The organism is Xanthomonas sp. F1 (assembly GCF_014199855.1).
On the sequence record NZ_JACHOK010000003.1, the window covers coordinates 257,829 to 277,567 of the forward strand.

Below are 19,739 nucleotides of genomic sequence, written 5' to 3' on the forward strand. Positions count from 1 at the left end.
GATGATCCTCGCCGGCGGCACCGGTGGGCACATCTTCCCCGCGCTGGCCGTGGCCAAGGTGCTGCGCGCGCGTGGCGTGCCGGTGGTGTGGCTGGGCGCGGCCGGGCGCATGGAAACGCGGCTGGTGCCGGAACACGGCATCGAGCTGGACACCATCGAGATCGGCGGGTTGCGCGGCAAGGGCGCGCTGGCCCTGTTCGGCGCGCCGGTGCGGGTGATGCGCGCGGTGCGCGCCGCCGGGTTCGTGCTGCGCCGGCGTGCGCCGCGTGCGGTGATCAGCTTCGGCGGTTTCGCGGCCGGTCCCGGCGGCCTGGCTGCGCGCCTGCTCAAGCTGCCGCTGCTGGTGCACGAACAGAACCGCGCGCCGGGCCTGACCAATAAAGTGCTGGCGCGGGTCGCGCGGCGCGTGCTGACCGGCTTCCCCGGCAGCTTCGCCACGCGCGAGGAAGCGGTGGGCAACCCGGTGCGCGCCGAGATCGCCGCGCTTGCGCCGCCGGCGCAGCGCCTGGCCGCGCGCCACGGCGCGCCGCGGTTGCTGGTGCTGGGCGGCAGCCAGGGCGCACGCGTGCTCAACCAGGCGCTGCCGCAGGCGCTGGCCGCGCTCGGCATGGCCGTCGAGGTGCGCCACCAGTGCGGTGAAGCGTTGCGCGAGGAAGCCGCGCGTGCCTACGCCGACGCCGGCGTCGCCGCCAGCGTCGAAGCCTTCATCGGCGACATGGCCGACGCCTACGCCTGGGCCGACCTGGTGGTGTGCCGCGCTGGCGCCTCGACCCTGGCCGAGCTGTGCGCGGTCGGCATCGGCAGCGTGCTGGTGCCGTTCGCCGCCGCCGTCGACGACCACCAGACCCGCAACGCCGAATACCTGGTCGAGCGCGGCGCCGCGGTGCTGCTGAAGCAGGACGACGCCCTGGCCGAGCACCTGCAGCGCGTCCTGCGCGACCTGCTGGCGCAGCCCGCCCAGCGCCTGGCCATGGCCGAGGCCGCACGCCAACTGGCCAAGCCGGATGCGGCCGAGCGCATCGCGGACATCGTTTTGGAAGAAGCGGGTGGAGCCGGGACTCGGGACCCGGGACCCGGGACCCGGGAAAAGCAACAGCAAGAGCAAAAAGACATGCACGCAGACGATTCCAGCAGGCAGGCGCACGGCGCCGCCGCCCCGCTTTCCCCGGGCCCCGGGTCCCGGGTCCCGGGTCCCGGCACCTCCGCAGGAGGTGCCCAATGATCCGCCGTCTCCACGACACCGGCGATCTGGTGCGCGCGTTCCCGCGCGTGCACTTCGTCGGCATCGGCGGCACCGGCATGAGCGGCATCGCCGAGGTCATGCTGACCCTGGGCTACGAGGTCTCCGGCTCGGACAACGCCGACAACGCGGCCACCCGGCGCCTGGTCAAGCTCGGCGCGCGGGTGATGCGTGGGCACTCGGCCGCCAACGTGCTCGGTACCGATTGCGTGGTCGTTTCCAGCGCGATCCGCGAGGACAACCCGGAACTGATGGAAGCGCGCAGCCAGCGCATTCCGATCATGCCGCGTGCGGCGATGCTGGCCGAACTGATGCGCTTCCGCCGCGGCATCGCGGTGGCCGGCACCCACGGCAAGACCACCACCACCAGCCTGGCCGCGGCGGTGCTCAGCGAAGGCGGGCTGGACCCGACCTTCGTGATCGGCGGGCAACTGCTCGCCGCCGGTGCCAACGCCAAGCTCGGCGGCGGTCAGTGGCTGGTGGCCGAGGCCGACGAGAGCGACGGCAGCTTCCTGCGCCTGAATCCGCTGATTTCGGTCATCACCAACATCGATGCCGACCATCTTGAGAACTACGGCAACGACTTCGCCCGGGTCCAGGCCGCGTTCGCCGAGTTCCTGCAGCGCCTGCCGTTCTACGGCCTGGCGGTGCTGTGCATCGACGATCCGGAAGTGGCCGCGCTGGCGGCGAAGACGCCGCGCCACGTGATGAGCTACGGCCTCAGCGAGAATGCCGACGTGCGCGCCGAGGACGTGGTCCAGGACGGCCCGCGCATGCGCTTCACCCTGCGTCTGCCGGAAGGCAGCAGCATCCCGGTGACTCTGGCGCTGCCGGGCCGCCACAACGTGCTCAACGCGCTGGCCGCCGCTGCCATCGGCTGGCAGCTCGGCGTGGCCCCGGAGGCGATCGCCAGCGCGCTGCAGAGCTTCGCCGGCATCGGCCGCCGCTTCAACGACCTGGGCGAAGTGACCACCGCCGCCGGCGCGCGCGTGCGCCTGGTCGACGACTACGGCCACCATCCGCGCGAGCTGGCCGCGGTGTTCGCCGCTGCCCGCGGCGGCTGGCCGGACAAGCGCCTGGTGGTCGCGTTCCAGCCGCATCGCTACAGCCGCACCCGCGACCAGTTCGACGCCTTCGCCGCGGTGCTGTCTGAAGTGGACGCACTGGTGCTCAGCGAGGTCTACCCGGCCGGCGAGGCGCCGATTCCGGGCGCCGACGCACGCTCGCTGGCGCGCGCCATCCGCGCGCGCGGCCGCAGCGAGCCGGTGGTGGTCGGCCAGGTCGGCGAACTCGACAGCGTGCTGCCCGACGTGCTGCAGGACGGCGACCTGCTGCTGATGATGGGCGCGGGCGACATCGGCTACGTCGCCCAGCACATCGCCCAGCACGGCTTCGCCGGCGGAGCGGACGCATGAGCGCGCAGATCCTGCCGCCGCCGCGCGTCACCGACCCGGCCGCGTTCGGCCGCGTCGCCGTGCTGCTCGGCGGCAGCTCCAGCGAGCGCGAGGTGTCGCTGAATTCCGGCGCCAACGTGCTCGAAGCGTTGCGCAGCCGTGGCGTCGACGCGCAGCCGGTGGACGGCATTCCCGCCTTGCTCGAGCGCATCCGCGCCGGCGAGGTCGATCGCGTGTTCAACATCCTGCATGGTGGCGACGGCGAGAACGGCGTGCTGCAGGGCCTGGTGCGTGCGCTGCAGGTGCCGTTCACCGGCCCCGACGTGCTCGGCAGCGCGCTGACCCTGGACAAGATCCGCACCAAGCAGGTGTGGATCGCCGCCGGCCTGCCGACCCCGGGCTTCGCCCGCATCGATGCCCAGGCCGACCTGGCCGCGGCCGCCGCCGCGCTGGGCTACCCGCTGTTCGTCAAGCCGGCCTGCGAGGGCTCCAGCGTCGGCGTGTTCCGCGTGCTGTCCGAGGCCGACCTGGCGCCGGTGCGCGCCTTCGCCGCCGACTACCGCGGCGAACTGCTGATGGAGCAGATGGTGCAGGGCGAGGAATACACCGTCGGCATCCTCGGCGACATCGCGCTGCCGTCGATCCGCATCGTGCCCGCCGGCGACTGGTACGACTACCACGCCAAGTACATCGCCGAGGACACCCAGTACCTGTGCCCGGGCATGGAGGGCGAGGACGAGACCCGGATCCGCCAGCTTGCGCTGCAGGCCTTCGCCGCGGCCGGATGCAGCGGCTGGGGCCGCGTGGACGTGATGCGCGACCGCGTGCGCGGCCTGCAACTGATCGAGGTCAACACCGCCCCGGGCATGACCAGCCATTCGCTGGTGCCCAAGGCCGCGGCGCAGCTCGGCGTGGATTTCGCCGGCCTGTGCTGGCGCATCCTGGAGCAGACGCTGTGAAGCCGGGATTGGGGATTCGGGATTGGGGATTCGCAGGAGCGGCGCTGCGCGCTGCCGGCGCGGTCTGCTGCGCGCATTGCGCCAATCCCGAATGCCCAATCCCCAATCCCGCGCGCGGAGCGCGCCAGTGAACGCCTCCCTGCGCATCCTCGCCTGGCTGCTGGCGCTGGCCCTGGTCGCGCTGCCGATCGTGGCCGTGCTCAACGGCTGGGTCGGGGCCGAGCGCTGGCCGCTGAGCCGGCTGCAGGTCAGCGGCGACTTCAAGCGGGTCTCCGCCGAGCAGTTGCGCCAGGTTGTGCTGCCGTACGCGCGCCGCGGCTTCTTCGCGGTGCGCCTGCAGGATGCGCAGAACGCGATCGAGCGCCTGCCGTGGGTGGAGAGCGCGCGCGTGCGCAAGCGCTGGCCGGACGTGCTGGAAGTGCGCGTCGTCGAACACCGTCCGTTCGCGCGCTGGGGCGCGGATCGCATGCTGTCCGAGCAGGGCCGCATCTTCGCTCTGCCCAACGAGCTGCGCGACGTGGCGCTGCCGCACCTGGCCGGCCCGGACGCCAAGGCCGCCGACGTGGTCGCGCTGTACAACACCTCGCGCGCGCTGTTCGCCCCGGTCGGCCTGCCGGTGCAGGGCGTGGCCCTGGACGCGCGCGGCAGCTGGTCGCTGGCGCTGGGCAATGGCGTGCAGGTGGTGGTCGGCCGCGACGACGCGCGCGCCCGCCTGGAGCGCTTCGCCCGGGTGCTGCCGCAACTGCTGCAGCCGGGCCAGCCGCCGCTGGCGCGCGCCGATCTGCGTTATACGAATGGGTTCACGGTGGCGTGGAAGCCGGAGAGCGGGGACCCGGGACCCGGGACCCGGGACTCGAAGAAGCCAGAGCCGAAGAAGAACGCAGCGAATACCGACAAACCTACGAACAATCGGAGCGTCGCGTTGGCGCCGTTCCGGGGCCCGGGTCCCCGGTCCCGGGTCCCGACCCTCCTCACTCTCAGCAGTAGCCGCACATGAACCGCAAAGGCGACAAATCCCTCATCGTTGGACTGGACATCGGCACCTCCAAGGTCGTCGCGCTGGTCGGCGAATACTCGCCCGGCAACCCGATCGAGGTGATCGGCATCGGTTCGCACGAGTCGCGCGGGCTCAAGCGCGGCGTGGTGGTGGACATCGAATCCACCGTGCAGTCGATCCAGCGCGCGATCGAGGAAGCCGAGCTGATGGCCGGCTGCGAGATCCGCTCGGTGTACGCGTCGATCTCGGGCAACCACGTGCAGTGCAAGAACTCGCCGGGCATCGTGCCGATCCGCGATGGCGAGGTGACCTGGAACGATCTGGACCGCGTGCTGGAAGCGGCCAAGGCGGTGGCGATCCCGGCCGACCAGCGCATCCTCCACGCGATCCCGCGCGAGTACGTGCTGGACGATTCGCAGGAAGGCATCCGCAACCCGGTCGGCATGACCGGCGTGCGCCTGGAGGTGCATGCGCACCTGGTGGTGTGCGCGCAATCGGCCGCGGCCAACATCAGCAAGTGCGTGCAGCGCTGCGGCCTGCAGGTGGACGACCTGATCCTGTCCTCGCTGGCGTCCTCGGTGGCGGTGCTGACCGCCGACGAGCGCGAGCTGGGCGTGGTGCTGGTGGACATGGGCGCCGGCACCACCGACCTGGCGGTGTTCGTGCAGGGCGCGATCTGCCACACCGCCTCGCTGCCGATCGCCGGCGACCACGTCACCAACGACATCGCGCACATGCTGCGCACGCCCACGCCAGAAGCCGAGCAGATCAAGGTGCGCTACGCCTGCGCGCTGGCGCAGCTGGCGACCGCAGAAGAAAGCATCCAGGTGCCCAGCGTCGGCGACCGTCCGCCGCGGCGCATGCCGCGCCATTCGCTGGCGCAGGCGGTGCAGGGGCGCTACGAGGAGATCTTCGAGATGGTGCAGGCGGAACTGCGCCGCTCCGGGTTCGAGGAACTGGTGCGCGCCGGCATGGTGCTGACCGGTGGCGCCTCGAAGATGGAAGGCGTGGTCGAACTGGCCGAGGAAATGGTGCAGATGCCGGTACGCGTGGGCATTCCTCAGCACGTCACCGGCCTGGGCGAGGTGGTCGGCAATCCGGTGCACGCCACCGGCGTGGGCCTGCTGCTGATGGGCAGCCAGATCGAACACCCGCGCCGCCCGTCGCTGCCGACCGGTCGCGCCGGCAGCTTGTTCAAGAAATTGAAGAACTGGTATCGCGGCGAATTTTGATGGAGCCGGGATTCGGGATTCGACATTCGGGATTGGTGGGAGCAACAGCGGTAGGTAGAGAGAGTGGAGAGCGGTAGGTAGGCGATAGGTTTTTTTTGCAGTGATTCCGCCGCGGAGCAGGGCACGGGACTGGAGAGTCGCTTTTGCGAATCCCCAATCCCCAATCCCGAATCCCGGCATCCAAACAACAACACTCGCCGGACGGAGAGGCGGGAGAAAGGATCGGAATTTCCGAATCCCTACTCCCCAATCCCCAATCCCGGCTCAAGAGGAAACGGACATGGCGCATTTCGAACTGATTGAAAAGATGGCACCCAATGCAGTGATCAAGGTCGTTGGCGTGGGCGGCGGCGGCGGCAACGCGGTCGCGCACATGGTCAGCAGCAGCGTGGACGGGGTGGAGTTCATCACCGCCAACACCGACTCGCAGGCGATCAAGAACTGCGGCGCCAAGCTGCAGCTGCAGCTCGGCACCAACGTCACCAAGGGCCTGGGCGCGGGCGCGAACCCGGAAGTGGGCCGCCAGGCCGCGCTGGAAGACCGTGAGCGCATCATGGACGCGCTGCAGGGCGCGGACATGGTGTTCATCACCGCCGGCATGGGCGGCGGCACCGGTACCGGCGCCGCGCCGGTGGTGGCGCAGCTGGCCAAGGAAATGGGCATCCTGACCGTGGCCGTGGTCACCAAGCCGTTCCCGTTCGAAGGCCGCCGCCGCATGCAGGTGGCGCTGAAGGGCATCGAGGAACTGAGCCAGCACTGCGACTCGCTGATCACCATCCCGAATGAAAAGCTGATCACCGTGCTCGGCCGCAACGCCACCATGATCCAGGCGTTCCGCGCCGCCAACGACGTGCTGCAGGGCGCGGTGCAGGGCATCGCCGACCTGATCGTGCGTCCGGGCCTGATCAACGTCGACTTCGCCGACGTGCGCACCGTGATGTCGGAAATGGGCCTGGCGATGATGGGCACTGGCTCGGCCCGCGGCGACGATCGCGCGCAGGCGGCCGCCGAAGCGGCGATCCAGAACCCGCTGCTGGACGACGTCAACCTGGCCGGCGCCAACGGCATCCTGGTCAACATCACCGCCGGCCCGGACTTCACCATGGCCGAGTTCGACGAGATCGGCCGCACCATCGAGGGCTTCTCCTCCGAGGACGCCACCGTGGTGGTCGGCACCGTGCTGGATCCGGACATGCAGGACGAAGTGCGCGTGACCGTGGTCGCCACCGGCCTGAACCGCGCGGTGTCGCGCCAGTCGCAGCGTCCGGAGCAGCGCGCGCCGATCAAGCTGGTGCGCAACGCCACCACCGGCCAGCCGGAGTTCGGCGACTTCGAGCACGGCGGCGACGCCGTGTCCAAGGCGGTCGGCGGTGCGATGGGCCTGGGCCTGCGTCGTCCGAGCGGCGAGTCGATGAGCGCCTCGGCATCTGCCCCGGCACCGGCCGCGGCCGACCTGCCGAGCGACTACCTGGACATCCCGGCGTTCTTGCGCCGCCAGGCCGACTGAGGTCGATGCGTCATCGGCCGGCGTTCGCGCCGGCCCGCAACACCGCCGTCCAGGAGCGCCTCCCTGGCCGGCGCGCCGTGTCCCTTGCTGCCGGGTCCTCGCGACCCGGCAGGTTTTTGCGACTGCGACGCCGGCACGGGCCAGTGTTGCAAGCATGGGACGCTGTGACCGCTTTGTTAAAATTTGGCTAAACGCGTGATATTCTCGTTGTCTGTTCAGTTCCCGTGCGAACAGACGTTCCCAGACTGTCTGCCATGACCCAGCAACGCACCCTCAAGAACACGATCCGCGCCACCGGCGTGGGCCTGCACAGCGGCGACAAGGTCTACATGACCCTGCGCCCCGCACCGGCCGACCACGGCATCGTGTTCCGACGCGTTGACCTGGACCCGGCGGTGGACGTGCCGGCCGATGCCGAACTGGTCACCGAGACCACGCTGTGCACGGGCTTGAGCCGCGGCCAGGCCAAGATCCAGACCGTGGAGCACCTGATGTCGGCGATGGCCGGCCTCGGCGTGGACAACGCCATCGTCGAACTGTCCTCGGCCGAGTTGCCGATCATGGACGGCTCGGCCGGTCCGTTCGTGTTCCTGCTGCAGTCGGCGGGCATCGTCGAGCAGGACAAGGCCAAGCGCTTCATCCGCATCAAGCGCGAAGTGGAAGTGCGCGACGGCGACAAGATCGCCCGCTTCGTTCCCTACGACGGCGGCTACAAGCTCGGTTTCACCATCCAGTTCGACCACCCGATGATCCCGGCCAAGCAGTCGCGCCAGGAAATCGAGTTCTCGACGATGGCCTACATCAAGGAAATCTCCCGCGCGCGCACCTTCGGCTTCATGCGCGACCTGGAGTACATGCGCGAGCGCAACCTCGGCCTGGGCGGTTCGATGGACAACGCGATCGTGCTCGACGAGTTCCGCGTGCTCAACGACGATGGCCTGCGCTATGCCGACGAGTTCGTGCGCCACAAGATCCTCGATGCGATCGGCGACCTGTACCTGGCCGGCGGCGCCATCCTCGGCGCGTACGAGGGCTACAAGTCCGGCCACGCGCTGAACAACAAGCTGGTCCGCGCCCTGCTCGCCGAACAGGCGGCGTGGGAATGGGTCAGCTTCGAATCCGCCGCGCAGCAAGCGCCGGTGGCTTACGGGGCGGCCGCTTACGCCTGAACCCGTTCAACCCGGTGACGGCCGGGTGGGTATCACGGAATCGGCAATCGGCCGGTTCTTCTTCTCCCCTTAACGCCGATTTAACGAATCGGTAACGACCTGACGCCCGACGCCCGCTAGGATGCGTCGGTCGCGGCGTGCGTGTCTACGTACGTCGACGGCCACGGTCGGAGCCCGTGGTCGCATCAGGCGTCGCGGAGCCGACGTCCTGCAGGGAAGCCAGGGCCTCGCGCAATCCCCTGTGCGTTGCCGCAGAAACCTGAGCTGGCTTGCTTCTTGCCTGCTGCATTGGGGAATGCGCGGGTGCAGTCGCAGTCTTGACGGTCACTTTGGTGGCTTTCAGCCCGAGGGAACGGGCCGCAGCAAGGATGTCGGCCTCGGCCAGCCTGACCCGGGCGTGCCAGACCGGAGACTCAACGAGAAAAACGAGCTGTTCGCCGTTCACATTGGCCAACCGGCAACGGGAGGCCAGGTTCGGCGGCAGATGGGGGCGTAACTGCCGGTCCAGCGCGTCGAGCCACAGGGCGCGTCGCAACGGGTCGCCCGCCTTGTCCGCCAGTGCGGCGTCCAGCGCCGGCTGCGGCGTGGCGGTATGGCCTTCGCCGGACTTTCGCTTAGACATGAAAACTCATATGACGTTCAAGAAGATCGTAATCCGTTCCAGTGAAAAGGGGGTCAAGACGTTGCCGTGGCGATTGCGCGAATTCGCCGATCGTCGCCCCCTCGCCGCGCTCGGTGCGGTGCTCGGCCTCGGCATGGTACTCGGCATCGGCGTCAGCGCCGCAGCCGGTTGGGGTGGTTCGGCGCAACTGCGTGCCAAACTCGAGCGGCAGGACCAGGAGCTGGCGCAGGTGCGCCGCGACGCGCAGACCCAGGTCAACGCCCTGGCGGCGCGGCTGGGCGAACTGCAGGCGCAGGCGACCCGGCTCAACGCACTCGGCGATCGCCTGACCCGCATGGGCAAGCTGCAGGACGGCGAGTTCGATTTCGACCAGCCGGTCGGCGTCGGTGGCGGCGACGACGAACCCAGCCACGACATGCCCGCGCAGCAGCTCGGCAAGGAACTGGACGGGCTGCAGCAGCAGTTCGCCACGTCCGGCCAGCAGCTGTCGGTGCTGGAATCGCTGCTGTTCGACCACCAGTTGGACCAGAACGCGGTGCCCTCGCGGATGCCGATCCGCAACAGCTACATCACCTCGGCCTTCGGCGGCCGCGCCGATCCGTTCGGCCGCGGTACCGGCAACCACAAGGGCATCGACTTCCACGCCAACGTCGGCGACCCGGTGCTGGCGGTGGCCGACGGCGTGGTCAGCTACTCCGGCGTGCGCGGCGGCTACGGCAACGTGGTCGAGGTCGACCACGGCAATGGCTATGTCACCCGCTACGCGCACAATTCGCGGCTGTCGGTGAAGGTCGGCGACCTGGTGCGGGTCGGCCAGGAAGTGGCCAAGGCCGGCTCCACCGGCCGCTCCACCGGCGCCCACGTGCATTTCGAGGTGTGGAAGGACGGGGTGGTGGTGAACCCGGCCAAGTTCCTCGGCGATGGCGCCATTCCGGTGGGCCGCCGCGGCCGCGGTTGAGTCCGGCAGGGGGCGGTGTGCCGGCGCTTGAATCGCCGGGCGCCGCCCCAAGCTACAATGTGCTTTGCCATCGACAGGGCGCCTCGCGCCCTGTTTCGTTTGCGGTCCGTCGATTCCCTGGGGATCGGGCCGTCTAGGCGTTCCTTTCCAACCGGTTCCTTCAATGATCAACAGTCTGCTTACTCGCGTTTTCGGTAGCCGCAACGAGCGCCAACTGCGCCAGCTCCACCGTATCGTCGCCAAGATCAATGCGCTGGAGCCGGAGATGGAGCAGCTCTCCGACGCGCAGCTGCAGGCCAAGACCCCGGAACTGCGTGGGCGCATCGCCGGCGGCGAGACCCTGGACAAGGTGCTGCCGGAAGCGTTCGCGGTGTGCCGCGAGGCCAGCCGACGCGTGCTGGGCATGCGCCACTACGACGTGCAGTTGATCGGCGGCATGGTCCTGCACCTGGGCAAGATCGCGGAAATGCGCACCGGCGAGGGCAAGACCCTGGTCGCGACGCTGCCGGTGTACCTCAACGCGCTGGAAGACAAGGGCGTGCACGTGGTCACCGTCAACGACTACCTGGCGCGCCGCGACGCCGCGCAGATGGGCAAGCTGTACAACTGGCTGGGCCTGAGCGTGGGCGTGGTGTACCCGGGCATGCCGCACAGCGACAAGCATGCCGCCTACGCCGCCGACATCACCTACGGCACCAACAACGAGTTCGGCTTCGACTACCTGCGCGACAACATGGCGCTGTCCAAGGCCGACCGTTTCCAGCGCGGGCTCAACTACGCCATCGTCGACGAAGTCGACTCGATCCTGATCGACGAAGCGCGCACCCCGCTGATCATCTCCGGCCCGGCCGACGAATCGCCCGAGCTGTACATCCGCGTCAATCGCATCGTGCCGCAGCTGGTCAAGCAGGAGTCCGAAGAGGGCGAGGGCGACTTCTGGGTCGACGAGAAGGGCAAGCAGGTGCACCTGTCCGAAGCGGGCATGGAGCACGCCGAAGAGCTGCTGCGCGCCGCCGGCATCCTCACCGACGAGGAAGACCGCCTGTACGGCGCGCAGAACCTGAGCGTGGTCCACCACCTCAACGCGGCGCTGCGTGCGCACGCGATCTACCAGCGCGACGTCGACTACATCGTGCGCGACGGCGAGGTGGTGATCGTCGACGAGTTCACCGGCCGCACCCTGCCGGGCCGCCGTTGGTCCGACGGCCTGCACCAGGCGGTGGAGGCGAAGGAAGGCGTGCCGGTGCAGCGCGAGAACCAGACGCTGGCCAGCATCACCTTCCAGAACCTGTTCCGCATGTACAAGAAGCTGTCCGGCATGACCGGCACGGCCGATACCGAAGCCTACGAATTCCAGAGCATCTACGGCCTGGAAGTGGTGGTGATCCCGACCAATCGCCCGACCATCCGCAAGGACTGGCCGGATCAGGTGTTCCTCAACCGCCAGGGCAAGTTCAACGCAGTGCTGGCCGACATCGAGGACTGCGCCAAGCGCGGCCAGCCGGTGCTGGTCGGCACCACCTCGATCGAGACCTCGGAGATGCTGTCCGAGCACCTGCGCAAGGCCGGCGTGAAGCACGAGGTGCTCAACGCCAAGCAGCACGAGCGCGAAGCGCAGATCGTCGCCAACGCCGGCCAGCCGGGCGCGGTGACCATCGCCACCAACATGGCCGGCCGCGGTACCGACATCGTGCTCGGCGGCTCGCTGGAAGCCGAGCTGCACGCGCTGGGCGAGGAGCCGGACGAGGCCACGCGCGCGCGCCTGAAGGCGGCCTGGCAGGAGCGCCACGATGCGGTCAAGGCCGCCGGCGGCCTGCACATCATCGGCACCGAGCGCCACGAGTCGCGGCGTATCGACAACCAGCTGCGCGGCCGTTCCGGCCGCCAGGGCGACCCGGGTTCCTCGCGGTTCTACCTGTCGCTGGAAGACAACCTGATGCGTATCTTCGCCTCCGACTGGGTGCAGAAGGCGATGCGCATGATGGGCATGAAGGAAGACGACGTCATCGAGGACAAGCTGGTCAGCCGGCAGATCGAGAAGGCGCAGCGCAAGGTCGAGGCGCACAACTTCGACATCCGCAAGAACCTGCTCGATTTCGACGACGTCAACAACGACCAGCGCAAGGTGATCTACGCCCAGCGCGACGAGTTGCTGGACGCCGAGTCGGTCAAGGAGAACGTCGACGGCATCCGCGACGACGTGATCTACGACATCGTGTCGCGCTTCGTGCCGCCGAACTCGGTGGACGACCAGTGGGACCTGCCGGGCCTGGAAGCCACGCTGGCCAGCGAACTGGGCCTGTCGCTGTCGATCGGCGACCTGGTCAAGCGCCACGAGGAACTGGACGCGGACGGCATCGTCGAAAAGGTGCGCGAGGAAGTGGACCGCCATTTCCGCGAGAAGGAATCGGCGATCGGCGGCGAGACCATGCGTGCGCTGGAGAAGCACGTGATGCTCACCGTGCTCGACCAGAGCTGGAAGGAGCACCTGGCGCGCATGGACTACCTACGCCAGGGCATCCACCTGCGCGGCTATGCGCAGAAGCAGCCCAAGCAGGAATACAAGAAGGAAGCCTTCGAGCTGTTCTCGGAGATGCTGGAGCACGCCAAGCGCGAAGTGGTGACCCTGCTGGCGCGGGTGCGCATCCGCAGCGAGGAGGAAGTGGCGGCGCTGGAGGCGCAGGAGCGCCAGCAGATGGAGGCGCAGCTGCGTCAGGCGCAGTTCCAGCACCAGGACGCCGGCGGCTACGGTGCCGACGAGGAAGCCGAGCAGGTGCAGCGCGGCGAGCTTGGAGCGCCGACCGTGGCGCAGGTGACCCGCGAAGCGCCGAAGGTCGGCCGCAACGACCCATGCCCCTGCGGCAGCGGCAAGAAGTACAAGCACTGCCACGGCCAGCTGAGCTGAGCCTGTCGTTGCGCGGAGCGCTGTGCAATCGCGCGGCGTCTCCGCAGTCGACGTCGCACGTTGTGGGCGCCGGGGCGCCGGCCTCCACATCCAAGTGTCCGTCGGTGCAGTCCCTTCGCTGAAGGGCGGCGACGGACGCAGGTGCGCGGATCGGTCACGCTTTTGCGAACAGCCCCGCCTTGTGCGGGGCGTTCCGTTTTTTGGGAGTGGCTTGGGGCGATGCGCTTGCCGACCTGGCGTACCGGGTGTGCGGCGCGTAGGGTGGCCGATGTCGCCACTGCCTCGTTAGGCCTGCCGTGGAGCCTGCGCCCAGTCTGGAACTCAAGGTGTTCGTGCCGGCGCAGGATCTCGCGCTGTCGGCGCGGTTCTATGCGGACATGGGCTTCGCGCCCGAGCCGCTCGGCGACGGCCTGATCTGCTTCCGCCACGGCGACCGCTGCGCGTTCCTGCTGCAGGATTTCTACCACGCGGGCCTGGCGCACAACCTCGTGTTGCACCTGTGGGTGGAGGACGCCGATGCCTGGTGGCGGCGGCTGCATGCGGCCGACCTGGCCGGCCGCTACGGCGCGCGCCTGGGCGAGCCGGAGGATCGGCCCTGGGGCATGCGCGATTTCACGTTGCACGATCCCGGCGGCGTGCTGTGGCGGATCGGGCATGGCCTGGCGGCGTGAGCCGTTGGCAACTGCGCATGGCGCGGAGGTGACGTGACGCGCGCAATGCGCACGACGTCGCCACCCGCGGCTGACGCCACCCATCACGCCTCCGGATGTAGCCATGGTCGCGGCAGCGGCTCGTGCGTCGCATTGCCGGGGCTTGGCGAGGAGCCTTTGCCCGCTCGACGCGCTGTCCGAGCCGGTTGTTGCGCGGTCCTTGCGGCGTGTGCGGACGCCGATCGCCCCGCCGGGGGATGCGGATCGTCGCCGATGTGAGCCCGGTTGATTGCGCTGGCGCTGCCGGAAACGGCAAGCTTGCGCCATGTCCGAACCGCTCAGATCCATCCATGTCGTCGCCGGCGTCATCACCGATGCGCGCGGCCGTATCCTGCTGACCCGCCGCACCGAGGGCCGCGACCTGGCCGGCCTGTGGGAATTCCCCGGCGGCAAGCGCGAACCCGGCGAGACCTCGGAGCAGGCGCTGGTGCGCGAACTGCAGGAAGAACTGGGCATCGAGGCGGTCGTCGGCGAGTGGCTGATGGAAGTGCCGCAGCGCTATCCGGACAAGCGCCTGCGCCTGGAAGTGCGCCAGGTGTCGGCGTGGAAGGGCACGCCGCGCGGCCGCGAGGGCCAGGCGCTGACCTGGGTGAGTGCCGACAAGCTGGGCCGCTATGCGATGCCGCCGGCCGACCAGCCGGTGGTGGCGATGCTGCGTCAGCCCGCGTGCTACCTGGTGACGCCGGAGCCGGCCGAGTCCGGTGCCTGGTTGGCGGCGCTGGAGCGCGCGCTGGATGGCGGCGTGCGCCGCGTGCAGTTGCGCGCGCGCAGCCTGCCGGCCGAGCAGTGGGCGCCGCTTGCGCGGACCGCGGCGGCGCTGTGCGCGACGCGTGGCGCGCAGGTGCTGCTCAACCGCGATGTGGCGTTGGCGCAGGCACTGGGCGTGGGCGTGCACCTGGGCGCGGAGCAATTGCCGCAGTGGCAGGCGCGCCCGTTGCCGGCCGGGCAGGCCGTGGCCGCGTCCTGCCACAGTCTCGAAGAATTGCAGGCGGCGCAGCGCATCGGCTGCGATTTCGCGGTGGTCGGGCCGCTGGCCGCCACCGCCAGCCACCCCGGCGCCGCGCCGCTGGGGTGGGAGGCGTTCGAGCGGCTGCGCGAGCAGGTCGCCCTGCCGATCTACCCGATCGGCGGCCTGGCGCCGACCCAGGTGGCCGAGGCACGCCGCCACGGCGGCCAGGGCATCGCCGCGATCCGCGGACTATGGCCGGCGGCGGCCGATCTGGCGTGAGTGGGGCGGCAGCAACCGCGTCCCGTAGGAGTCAACTGTCATGCAGCCGCGATGCGCGAAGCGGTGTGCTTTCGGATGGCGCAATGCGTCGGGACTGAAGTCCCTCCCACAGTGATCCTCCGACGAGGCTGGCGCCGCTCCTACGCGAGGGTGGGGTGGTGCGTACGGGGAAGCCGCTGTTGCGGTTCCCCAATCCCCATTCCCGAATCCCGGCTCTTCAGAAGCTGATCCAGAAACAGTCGTACTGCCGGCGCAGTCCCAGCACGGTGGACGCCGGGGTGATGCTGCTGCCGCTCAGGGTCTGCTGCAGGCGCAGGCCGGTGGCGTGCCGGCGCGGTGGACCGTCGGTGCCGTCGCTGTCTGGCGTGCCCGTCATCGATGCTGCCGCAGTCGCGGCGGGCGCAGTGTCGGCGATCTGTGCAGTGTCGTCCGGCAACACCGGCACGATCGCCACCAGCGGACGGCGCACGATCGCTTCCAGCCGGTCGAGCACGCGCTGCGCGCCGGCGTCGGAGACGCCGTTCCACCAGTACAGCGCCGACAGCCGGTTGACGTCACGCGTCTCGACCGCGGTGCGGATCTGCTGCGCCAGCACGCTGAGCCGGCGCACGCATTGCGGTGGTGCCAGGTCGGCGGCCCGGCCGCTCACATTGCCTGGCGCGGCCGGTGGCGGTAGCCGATCGATCGCGCCGATGTCCTCGCAGCGGCGATCGCTGAACACGGTGGTGCCGTCGGGGCCGCTGCAACGGTTCACCCGCTGCGCTGCGGCGGGCGTGGCGAACCCGCACAGGCACGAGAGCAGCAGGATCGGCGGAAGGGCGCGCATCGGCGCAGCGTAGCTGCAGCCGGCGTGACCGCGGAGCGAATGGGTGCGAATCTCGGGATTGGGGAGTCGGGATTGGGGATTCGCCAAAGCGGGGCCGCGCGCGGCTGTTGCCAATCCCGAATTACGAATCCCCAATCCCGAGCGGCCGCGCAGCGGCCGCGACGCTCAGCCGGCGGCGACGGCTGAGCGCAGACGTGCCAGCACGCTGGTCGTCGGCTTGGCCAGGTTGAGCGTGTAGAAATGCAGGCCGGGCGCGCCGCCGTCGATCAGGCGCTGGCACAGCGTGGCGACTACGTCGGCACCGAAGTCGCGGATGGCCTCGGCATCGTCGCCGTAGGCCTGCATGCGCTTGCCGATCCAGCGCGGGATTTCCGCGCCGCACTGCTCGGAGAAACGCCGCAGCTGGCTGAAGTTGGAGATCGGCATGATGCCGGGCACGATCGGGATCTGCACACCGAGCTTGCGCACCGCGTCGACGAAGTGGAAGTAGGCGTCGGCGTTGTAGAAGTACTGGGTGATGGCGGCATCGGCGCCGGCGTCGACCTTGGCCTTGAAGTGGCGCAGGTCGCTGAGCGCGTCGTTGGCCTGCGGATGCGTCTCCGGGTACGCGCCCACTTCCAGGTGGAAGGCGTCGCCGTGCTCGGCGCGGATGAAGGCGATCAGGTCGGCGGCGTAGCGCAGGTCGCCGGGGTGGCCCATGCCGGACGGCAGGTCGCCGCGCAGCGCGACCAGGCGGCGGCAGCCGATGGCGCGGTACAGCTTGAGCAGTTCGCGGATCTCCTCGCGGCTGCCGCCCACGCAGGACAGGTGCGGCGCAGCCTCGAAGCGGTGGTGCTGCTTGAGGTGGCGCACGGTCTCGGAGGTGTAGCTCAAGGTCGAGCCGCCGGCGCCGAAGGTGCAGGAGACGTACTCCGGGGCGTAGGCCTTCAGCCGCGCGGCGGTGCGGTCGAGCTGCGCGCGCTGTTCGTCGGTCTTGGGCGGATAGAACTCGAAGCTGATGGCGGTCATGGGCGCAACGCAGCGGGCGGTGTCGCCAGTATATCTCTTCATCCGGATGGATATGCAAGAAGTGGCGGCCGTGCCGTGATGGCCGGCCGCCGCCGCGCCGCCCTGATCGGCGACGCAGCCCCCTTGCGGCGCGCAGGTGGGCGCGCCGCGTCCGCTCGCAGGCTCAGCGCTTCCACATCCGCGCCTGCCGCGGCGGCAGGCTGAAGGTGTAGTTGCCGCTGGAAATACGCACCACGCTGCCCGAGCCCAGCACATCGGTGTAGTCGACGTTCCAGCGCAGCACGCTGCCGTTCATCGGCACCGCGGCGGTGACGGTGGTGCCGCACTTGTTGATGCCGACGATGCCCAGGTCGCCTCGGCGGAACAGCAGGTAGCAGGCGCCGTGCGCCAGCACCTGCATGTCGCGGCCCTGCGCGGCGTTGTGGAAGCCGACCATGCGCTTGAGGTCGTCGCGCTGGTAGGCGTTGACCCAGCGGTTGTCGCCGCTCTCGTTGTTGTCCGAGTACACCATTGGCACGCCGCCGTCGCGGCCGAGCAGATAGGCGTAGGCCAGGGTCTCGTCGACCGGGTCCATGATCGCGTAGCGGAAGCCGGCGTTGTTGGGGATGTCGTGGGTGATGGCGAAGGTCACTGCGCGCGCACCCGGCAGCGCCTGGCCGTAGGCGCCCGGATCGACCAGCAGATCCATGCTGCCGCCGTAGGCGAAGGCGTTGCGCACGGAGTTGAACAGCGGGAAGTCGTAGGCCGCGTGCGGGGTGGCCTGCAGATACGGCGCCAGGAACTGGTCGTAGTCGGAATTGCCGCTGCCGCCGCCGGTGATCACTTCGCCGAACACCATCACGCCGGAGCGCACCTGCGCATCGAGCACCTTGTTCAGATGATCGAAGGTCATGTGCTTGGCCGCGTCGATGCGGAAGCCGGTCACGCCCAGCGCCTTCAGCGCCAGCAGGTAGTTGCGCTGCTGCTGCACCACCCAGTCGTTGCCGACCAGATCCGGCAGGCCAGGATCGCTGCCGCCGCCGCAGATGCGGTAGGTGCGCACCTGGTAGGGATCGTTGTAGTTGGTGATGCACTGCGCCGGGCCGAAATCGTTGGCGCTGAGGAAATTCTGCGAGAGGTCGCCGAACAGCCGCAGCGACGCATAGCGCTGCGGATTGGCCGCGTACTGGCCGAGTACCGCGCTGCCCGGGTAGTTCAGGTCCGAGCGCGTGGCGGCTTCGTTGGCCATGTGGTTGAGCACCACGTCTGCATAGGTTTCCACGCCCACCGCCTTCAGCGCCTGCACCATGCTGGCGAAGGCGTCGGTGTCGCCGAGCGGGTTGTCGATCAGGCGCATGTCCTGCGGCTGGTAACGCGCCCACCAGGCATCGCCCTGCGAGCGGTAGGCCGGCGCCACCAGCACCTTGCGATAGCCGGCGGCGGCGATCTGCGCGGCACGCGCTTCGACGGTGGCGTAGGGCCAGTTGAAGGCATGCAGAATGACATCGGCCTGGGCGCTGGCGGTGACTAGGAGCAGCAGCAGGCCGACCAGCAGATTGCGCCAGCGGTGCAGGCGCAGCAGACGATTTGCAGCGGATGGGACGCGCATCGTGCGATCTCCTCGTTGCGTGGGCGCAGGCAGGGGCGCCTGCAGGACAGGGGCGTGACGTCGCCGCGGGGCTGGCGTGCGGCGGGAGGATGCTAAGCGCGCATCGCGGCGCAACATGGGTGCGCTACATACGTATTCATGGCGACAGCGCGCGAAAGCGGGATCGGCATCCGCTTCCACGCGCAGGCGCCGCAAACGCGGTGTTGTGGCGCCGCGTATCGCCGCGGGCGCGCTTTGCTACAGTCGCCGCCCTCACCTGTCGACGTGGAGCCGCATCATGACCAGCGCAGCCTTCTATCCGATCGGAACCCCTGGCGTGCCCTGGGGCGCCGCCGAGAAGGCGGCCTGGCTGTCCGGGCAGCCGCGTCGGCGCAGCTACCAGGACGAGGTGGTGGCGGCCATCGAGCGCCTGCGCGGGCCGTGGGAGGTGGTCGAGTACGGCGAACTGGCATATGCACGGGAGCGCTATCCGCTGCTGGCGCTGCGCAGTCGAGATTGGAACGATGCGCTGCCGTGCATGCTGGTCACCGGTGGCGTGCATGGCTACGAGACCAGCGGCGTGCATGGCGCCCTGCAGTTCGCGCAGCAGCATGCCGGGGACTACGCCGGCCGCGCCAACGTGCTGGTGGCGCCGTGCGTGAGCCCCTGGGCGTACGAGCGTATCCACCGCTGGAACGCCGATGCGCTGGATCCCAACCGTTCGTTCCGCGCCGATAGCCCGGCGCAGGAATCGGCTGCGCTGCTGCGCCTGATCGCGCCGTTGCGCGAGCAAGTGCGCATACATATCGATCTGCACGAGACCACCGACAGCGACGAGTCCGAGTTCCGTCCGGCACTGGCCGCGCGCGATGGCGTCGACTACGCGCCGGGCGGCATTCCCGATGGCTTCTACCTGGTCGGCGACAGCGAGAACCCACAGCCGGCCTTCCAGCAGGCGGTGCTGGCCGCGGTGGCGCAGGTCACCCATATCGCGCCGGCCGACGCCGCCGGCGAACTGATCGGCACGCCGCTGGCGGCGCCGGGGGGCATCAACTATCCGGTGAAGCGGCTGGGCCTGTGTGCGGGCATCACCGACGCGCGCTACACCACCACCACCGAGGTGTACCCGGACAGCGCCAGCGCCACGCCGGAGCAGTGCAATGCCGCGCAGGTGGCGGCGGTGTGCGCGGCGATCGACTACGCCCTGGCGCATCCGTAGTCGCAAGGTGGCTGCATGATCTTGTAGGAGCGGCTTCAGCCGCGACGGGTGTTACCGGTAATGCCGTCGCGGCTGAAGCCGCTCCTACGGGGGGGGGGCTCATGCTGCCGCTGATGCGCCAGAGGCGCATTGGGATCTGGCGGTACCGGTGCGCACCCGCCATGCTGCGCGTTACGCTTGTCCGCTCCTGTTAGCCAT

Annotated in this window: 16 protein-coding genes; 12 read left to right on the top strand and 4 right to left on the bottom strand. The window is 69.4% G+C overall.

Annotated features, from left to right (window positions below; all coding sequences use genetic code 11):
• The first annotated feature begins 1 nt into the window (after window position 1).
• The 7 genes from murG (at window position 2) to lpxC (ending at window position 8,498) form a co-directional block, all read left to right on the top strand.
• Window positions 2-1,222: an undecaprenyldiphospho-muramoylpentapeptide beta-N-acetylglucosaminyltransferase gene (murG, locus tag GGR71_RS09995; RefSeq protein ID WP_160957563.1), complete on the top strand. Its 1,221-nt coding sequence runs from the start codon at window positions 2-4 to the stop codon at window positions 1,220-1,222.
• Window positions 1,219-2,655 (top strand): UDP-N-acetylmuramate--L-alanine ligase, encoded by a 1,437-nt coding sequence (gene murC / locus GGR71_RS10000; RefSeq protein ID WP_160957450.1) that lies wholly within the window; start codon window positions 1,219-1,221, stop codon window positions 2,653-2,655. Before murG ends, murC begins: the two co-directional genes overlap by 4 nt.
• A complete protein-coding gene (locus tag GGR71_RS10005; RefSeq protein WP_160957449.1) occupies window positions 2,652-3,593 on the top strand; it encodes a D-alanine--D-alanine ligase in 942 nt (313 codons plus the stop codon). The genes murC and GGR71_RS10005 overlap by 4 nt, the downstream gene beginning before the upstream one ends.
• A gap of 127 nt (window positions 3,594-3,720) precedes the next feature.
• On the top strand, window positions 3,721-4,590 hold the full coding sequence (locus GGR71_RS10010) for a cell division protein FtsQ/DivIB (protein WP_160957448.1): 870 nt from the start codon (window positions 3,721-3,723) through the stop codon (window positions 4,588-4,590).
• Entirely contained in the window at window positions 4,587-5,822 is a 1,236-nt protein-coding gene (ftsA, locus tag GGR71_RS10015) for a cell division protein FtsA (protein ID WP_010340121.1), read from the top strand. Before GGR71_RS10010 ends, ftsA begins: the two co-directional genes overlap by 4 nt.
• Before the next feature lie 280 nt (window positions 5,823-6,102).
• Window positions 6,103-7,329, top strand: a complete 1,227-nt coding sequence (ftsZ, locus tag GGR71_RS10020; protein WP_160957447.1) for a cell division protein FtsZ — start codon at window positions 6,103-6,105, stop codon at window positions 7,327-7,329.
• A gap of 254 nt (window positions 7,330-7,583) precedes the next feature.
• On the top strand, window positions 7,584-8,498 hold the full coding sequence (gene lpxC / locus GGR71_RS10025; RefSeq protein WP_010340119.1) for a UDP-3-O-acyl-N-acetylglucosamine deacetylase: 915 nt from the start codon (window positions 7,584-7,586) through the stop codon (window positions 8,496-8,498).
• Window positions 8,499-8,643: 145 nt separating this feature from the next.
• On the opposite strand, the gene GGR71_RS10030 is transcribed toward lpxC, so the two are convergent.
• The gene (locus GGR71_RS10030; protein WP_160957446.1) at window positions 8,644-9,120 is read right to left on the bottom strand and encodes a DUF721 domain-containing protein; all 477 of its coding nucleotides are present in this window, start codon (window positions 9,118-9,120) and stop codon (window positions 8,644-8,646) included.
• Between the two features lie 10 nt (window positions 9,121-9,130).
• On the opposite strand from GGR71_RS10030, the gene GGR71_RS10035 reads away from it, so the two are divergent.
• The 4 genes from GGR71_RS10035 (at window position 9,131) to GGR71_RS10050 (ending at window position 14,921) form a co-directional block, all read left to right on the top strand.
• Complete coding sequence (locus GGR71_RS10035; RefSeq protein WP_160957445.1) at window positions 9,131-10,078, top strand: peptidoglycan DD-metalloendopeptidase family protein; 948 nt, start codon at window positions 9,131-9,133, stop codon at window positions 10,076-10,078.
• Between the two features lie 163 nt (window positions 10,079-10,241).
• Window positions 10,242-12,983 (top strand): preprotein translocase subunit SecA, encoded by a 2,742-nt coding sequence (gene secA, locus GGR71_RS10040; RefSeq protein ID WP_048490510.1) that lies wholly within the window; start codon window positions 10,242-10,244, stop codon window positions 12,981-12,983.
• 296 nt (window positions 12,984-13,279) lie between these two features.
• Window positions 13,280-13,654 (top strand): VOC family protein, encoded by a 375-nt coding sequence (locus GGR71_RS10045; protein ID WP_160957444.1) that lies wholly within the window; start codon window positions 13,280-13,282, stop codon window positions 13,652-13,654.
• Window positions 13,655-13,958: 304 nt separating this feature from the next.
• Window positions 13,959-14,921, top strand: coding sequence for a Nudix family hydrolase (locus GGR71_RS10050; protein ID WP_160957443.1), 963 nt, complete (start codon window positions 13,959-13,961; stop codon window positions 14,919-14,921).
• 217 nt (window positions 14,922-15,138) lie between these two features.
• On the opposite strand, the gene GGR71_RS10055 is transcribed toward GGR71_RS10050, so the two are convergent.
• From GGR71_RS10055 to GGR71_RS10065, 3 genes are all read right to left on the bottom strand, one after another.
• On the bottom strand, window positions 15,139-15,747 hold the full coding sequence (locus tag GGR71_RS10055; protein ID WP_160957442.1) for a DUF4124 domain-containing protein: 609 nt from the start codon (window positions 15,745-15,747) through the stop codon (window positions 15,139-15,141).
• Window positions 15,748-15,912: 165 nt separating this feature from the next.
• Window positions 15,913-16,755: a methylenetetrahydrofolate reductase [NAD(P)H] gene (metF, locus tag GGR71_RS10060; protein ID WP_160957441.1), complete on the bottom strand. Its 843-nt coding sequence runs from the start codon at window positions 16,753-16,755 to the stop codon at window positions 15,913-15,915.
• Window positions 16,756-16,918: 163 nt separating this feature from the next.
• Window positions 16,919-18,289 (bottom strand): alpha-amylase family protein, encoded by a 1,371-nt coding sequence (locus GGR71_RS10065; RefSeq protein ID WP_184451922.1) that lies wholly within the window; start codon window positions 18,287-18,289, stop codon window positions 16,919-16,921.
• Window positions 18,290-18,620: 331 nt separating this feature from the next.
• Here GGR71_RS10065 and GGR71_RS10070 point away from each other — a divergent pair, with 331 nt between their 5' ends.
• Window positions 18,621-19,541: a M14 family metallopeptidase gene (locus tag GGR71_RS10070; protein ID WP_160957439.1), complete on the top strand. Its 921-nt coding sequence runs from the start codon at window positions 18,621-18,623 to the stop codon at window positions 19,539-19,541.
• Window positions 19,542-19,739: the final 198 nt, after the last annotated feature.